The sequence below is a fragment of the Lewinella sp. W8 genome (assembly GCF_004375085.3).
Classification (GTDB): domain Bacteria; phylum Bacteroidota; class Bacteroidia; order Chitinophagales; family Saprospiraceae; genus Neolewinella.
Map to the genome: position 1 here is coordinate 1 of NZ_SNAQ03000041.1, position 4,230 is coordinate 4,230.

Genomic DNA, 4,230 nt, shown 5'->3' on the forward strand with positions numbered 1-4,230 from the left:
AAGCAATCAATGCCGTACGTAACAAAATCATCAAAGTCCTTTATGCCTGCCTGGAAAAAGACACTATGTATTGCAAAAAGTATCATCAAAACTTGCAAGGACTATAGTAATCGGAGCAGCTCGTTACTCTCGACAGCTCTGAGGAGCGCTCTGGGGAAGATAGTGAAGCCGGTCCTCGAAGTATCCGAGAAACCAAAGATTTAAGATTCTGTCGGTGATGCGGTATACGCGTGCTCTGCCGGGCCCGACATCAGGACGAACGGGTCAAACTCATCGATTCCTGGTGGCCCTCACGGCAAAAATCATCCCCCGAGAAAGGTATTCTGCAGGTGCCCACTGTCCCACAACTTATTTCCTGGCCAGCGGAGCTCTCCGGCGAGCGCATTATCCCACTCTTCTCTTTTGGGCCATACCTCCATTCTGCCCTGATGACCACCCGCTTAAAATGCCTGAAATAGCATTTTTTGATTAAATAAGATCACCAAATTTCATCAAGGACTTTTGGGCCCTGCATGTAAATTACTGATAATCAAATTATTGCATTTTTGGCACGCTTTTTGGAATAGAAATCGGCGTAACCAGCAGTGTTTAACCAAAAAGAGTAACTGATGACTAACCAGGAATTCACCATCAAGACGCAACAGTTCAAGAATCTTCTCTTCTCGTACGCTCTCCGTCTGACCCAGAGTCGTCAGGACGCTGAAGATCTTGTTCAGGAAACTACGATCAAGGCCTACCGTTACCGCGAAAGCTTTACGGCCGGCACGAACTACAAGAGTTGGATTTGCACCATCATGCGCAACACTTTCATCAACAACTACCGTAAAAGAAAAAGTCGGATGCACATTAATCAGCCGGTTGAAGAGTTCAGCTACGCCCTGGAAAGCCAGAATGCTATTCCCAACGAGGCTGAGCACAACCTCCGCATGAAGAGCTACATTGAAACCATTAGCAGCCTGAAGGAAATTTATAGCGTACCCTTCATGCTCTTCTATCAGGGATATGAGTACCAGGAAATCGCCGAACAACTGAATGTCCCCATCGGCACGGTCAAGAGCCGGATTTTCGTGGCCCGCCAACAACTCAAGCAAAAGATTAAAAACCCAGTAGCCGCCTAGGCCCTAAAGTGATCCCATAACATAAACCAGAACGCCAGTGCTCCCGCGCTGGCGTTTTTTAGTGCACGGCGGAAGCAATCTGGTGAATCGTGGAGCTGTCTCCCATGGTATAGTAATGCAAACAGGGTACGCCCCGCTCCTTGAGCTCCTTACTCTGGGCAATGCACCATTCGATGCCCGCCCGTCGGCGCCCCTCAGCATCCTTGGCTTTGGTCACGGCCTTGACGAGGTCCTCCGGAAGGTCAACGTGAAAGAGACGGGGAATGGAAGTCAACTGGTACAGCTTGGTCAGCGGCTTGAGGCCCGGCACGATCGGTACGTTAATCCCAGCCGCCCGACAGGCATCCACGTAGTCGAAGTATTTCTGGTTGTCGAAAAACATCTGGGTGACGATGTAGTCCGCCCCCGCCTCGATTTTCTTTTTGACGTACCGCAGGTCAATCTCGAGATTCGGCGCCTCAAAGTGCTTCTCCGGATACCCCGCAACACCAATACAAAAGTTGGTCTTGGTCGCTTCGTCTCCGTTCACCAGTTCGTCCAGGTATTTCCCCTTATTCATGTCCGTAATCTGCTCCACCAGCTCGGAAGCGTAGTGGTGCCCCTCCGGTTCCGGAATGAACTTGCCCTCAAATTTACGGGCGTCTCCGCGCAGGGCAAGTACGTTCTGCACGTCCAGGAAGGCCAGGTCAATCAGGGCGTTTTCGGTATCCTGCTTCGTAAACCCTCCGCACAGCAGGTGCGGCACGGCGTCCACTCCGTAGCGGTGCATAATGGCCGCACAGATACCCACCGTTCCCGGTCGCTTGCGGATCGCCGTCTTCTCGTAGTACCCACTGGCCCGGCGCTTGTAAATGAACTCCTCACGGTGATACGTCACGTCAATGAAGGGAGGCTTAAACTCCATCAGGGGATCGAGGGCGTCAAAAATCGCCTGCATACTGCCTCCCTTCAGCGGGGGCAAGACTTCAAAGCTCACCAGCGTATCTCCCTTGGCTTTCTCAAAATATTCCGTAACGCGCATGGTACAATGGTTCGTTGGGGGCGGCAAAGATACACGTATGCCCCGCACTATCCCGGTCCGCCAGCTTCACGCCTTCGTCATTATCGGCCCATTCTCCGACCACCGGTTCGCCATCGCCGTAGGGTAAAGAGTTTTTGGGCGTCACCGCAGGTGCAGTGTAACGGAATCCTCGTGCTCTGCCGGGATGCAGTGTAACGGAATCCTCGTGCTCTGCCGGGATGCAGTGTAACGGAATCCTCGTGCTCTGCCGGGATGCAGTGTAACGGAATCCTCGTACTTTACCTGGTTGCAAAGATTTCCGGCAACAACTAATCCAGGCCTTTCCGGTTTTTCACCTTAAGCATTCCCCCTCGGCGCCTCAACCAGAACCAAGATGAAAGAAGAATTTGAAAACCTTCCGCTCGTCAAAAACGATGAGAAAAAACGGTTCGAGCTTGAAGTCAACGGACATTTGGCCTTCATTGATTTCAAGGAAACCACGCACCGGATGGCCCTCATTCACACCGAAGCCGCCCCCGAACTGGCCGGCACCGGCGCCGCGGCGGCCGTAGTGGAAAAGACCCTGCACTGGATTGACCAGCATGGCAAACTGTTGCTCCCCTACTGCCCCTACGTCTTTGCCTACCTCAAAAGGCATCCCGAGTGGAAGCGGATCGTAGATAAAAAATTCAAAGGTTACGAGAAACTCTGATCTTCAGTGACTTCGCCCGGTTTACTTCAGCACCTCCCATAAATCCGCCCACGCCTTCCGGTTTTTCACCACCACGTCCAGGTATTCCCGCCACACGGGCTCGTCCTGTCCCCGGTCCTTGATGATCGCCCCCCGTAGGCTGGCGGCCAGATACTCCGGTTCCAGGTCCCCGCTCCCGAAGTGGTGGCTCAGGGCCCGGCTCTGGTTGACCACCGAGATGGCCTCCGCCGTGGAGAGGGTACTGCTGGGTGTCTTGAGCTGGGTGCGTCCGTCTTCGGTGCGCCCGCTGCGCAACTCCCGGAAGATGGTCACCAGCCGGGTAATTTCTTTAGCGGCGTCTGCCTCCACGGGCGGAAGTTCCATCCCCGCCGCCGCCGCCTGGCTGCGATCCGTCACGATGCGCACCTCCTCCTCCAGGGAAGCCGGCAGGGGCATGACGACGGTATTGAACCGTCGGCGCAGGGCACTACTCAATTCATTGACGCCCTTGTCCCGATCATTGGCCGTGGCGATGACGTTAAAGCCCCGCCGGGCCTGCACCTCTCGGTTGAGTTCCGGGATGGGCAAGATCTTTTCGGATAACACCGTTATCAGCGCGTCCTGTACGTCGCTGGGAATACGGGTCAACTCCTCCAGCCGTACCAGCTTCCCGGCCTGCATGCCCGACATCACCGGACTGGGCACCAGCGCCGCTTCACTCGGCCCCTCCGCCAACAAACGGGCGTAATTCCAGCCGTACCGGAGCGCGTCTTCACTCATCCCCGCCGTCCCCTGAACGAGCAGGGTGGAGTCTCCGCTGATCGCCGCCGCCAGATGTTCACTCACCCAGGTCTTGGCCGTTCCCGGAACCCCCACCAGCAGCAGGGCACGGTCCGTCACCAGACTGGCTACCGCCACCTCAATTAACCGCCGGTCGCCAAAGTACTTGGTGGAAATCTCCGTGCCGTCCGCCAGCTGATCCCCGAGCAGATAACGCACCACCGCCCGCGGACTCAAAGCCCAGCCCGTAGGACGCGTAGCCTCGTCTTCCTTCGCCAGGGCCGCTAACTCCTCCGCGTAGGCATCCTCCGCGTGAGGACGTAAAATTGCCGGCTCCGATTTCTTTTTCGCCAAGGTGTAAGGTTTTGCCGCAAGATAGGGAGTTCGTTGGTCTGTTGGTCTGTTGGTCTGTTGGTCTGTTAGTCTGTTGGTCTGTTGGTCTGTTAGTCTGTTGGTCTGTTGGTCTGTTGGTCTGTTGGTCTGTTGGTCTGTTGGTCTGTTGGAAGCTAGGGAGTTGGGATAGTTCAATAAACTGTGTCTGGTTAAAAGTTATTCCTGAGTGCTTTCCACATTCTCCCGCAAGAAACCCCTTCGGGGATTTATTTCGGCGCGGAGAATGTGGAAAGGACGGTCCCAGGCTC

At 55.0% G+C, this 4,230-nt stretch carries 4 protein-coding genes; 2 read left to right on the forward strand and 2 right to left on the reverse strand.

Annotated features, from left to right (window positions below; all coding sequences use genetic code 11):
* Positions 1-608: 608 nt before the first annotated feature.
* Entirely contained in the window at positions 609-1,118 is a 510-nt protein-coding gene (locus E1J53_RS23740; RefSeq protein ID WP_134274839.1) for an RNA polymerase sigma factor, read from the forward strand.
* A gap of 58 nt (positions 1,119-1,176) precedes the next feature.
* On the opposite strand, the gene metF is transcribed toward E1J53_RS23740, so the two are convergent.
* Positions 1,177-2,139 (reverse strand): methylenetetrahydrofolate reductase [NAD(P)H], encoded by a 963-nt coding sequence (gene metF, locus E1J53_RS23745; RefSeq protein WP_134274840.1) that lies wholly within the window; start codon positions 2,137-2,139, stop codon positions 1,177-1,179.
* A gap of 373 nt (positions 2,140-2,512) precedes the next feature.
* Between metF and E1J53_RS23750 the strand changes: the two genes are divergently transcribed.
* A complete protein-coding gene (locus E1J53_RS23750) occupies positions 2,513-2,830 on the forward strand; it encodes a GNAT family N-acetyltransferase (protein WP_134274841.1) in 318 nt (105 codons plus the stop codon).
* Between the two features lie 21 nt (positions 2,831-2,851).
* Here E1J53_RS23750 and E1J53_RS23755 read toward each other — a convergent pair whose 3' ends face one another.
* Positions 2,852-3,943 (reverse strand): AAA family ATPase, encoded by a 1,092-nt coding sequence (locus E1J53_RS23755; RefSeq protein WP_134274842.1) that lies wholly within the window; start codon positions 3,941-3,943, stop codon positions 2,852-2,854.
* Between the last annotated feature and the right edge of the window lie 287 nt (positions 3,944-4,230).

What these genes read in the sequence shown, in the direction of transcription:
- metF (WP_134274840.1), bottom strand. Translation starts at nt 2,139, where the DNA reads ATGCGCGTTACGGAATATTTTGAGAAAGCCAAGGGAGATACGCTGGTG.
- E1J53_RS23750 (WP_134274841.1), top strand. Translation starts at nt 2,513, where the DNA reads ATGAAAGAAGAATTTGAAAACCTTCCGCTCGTCAAAAACGATGAGAAA.
- E1J53_RS23740 (WP_134274839.1), top strand. Translation starts at nt 609, where the DNA reads ATGACTAACCAGGAATTCACCATCAAGACGCAACAGTTCAAGAATCTT.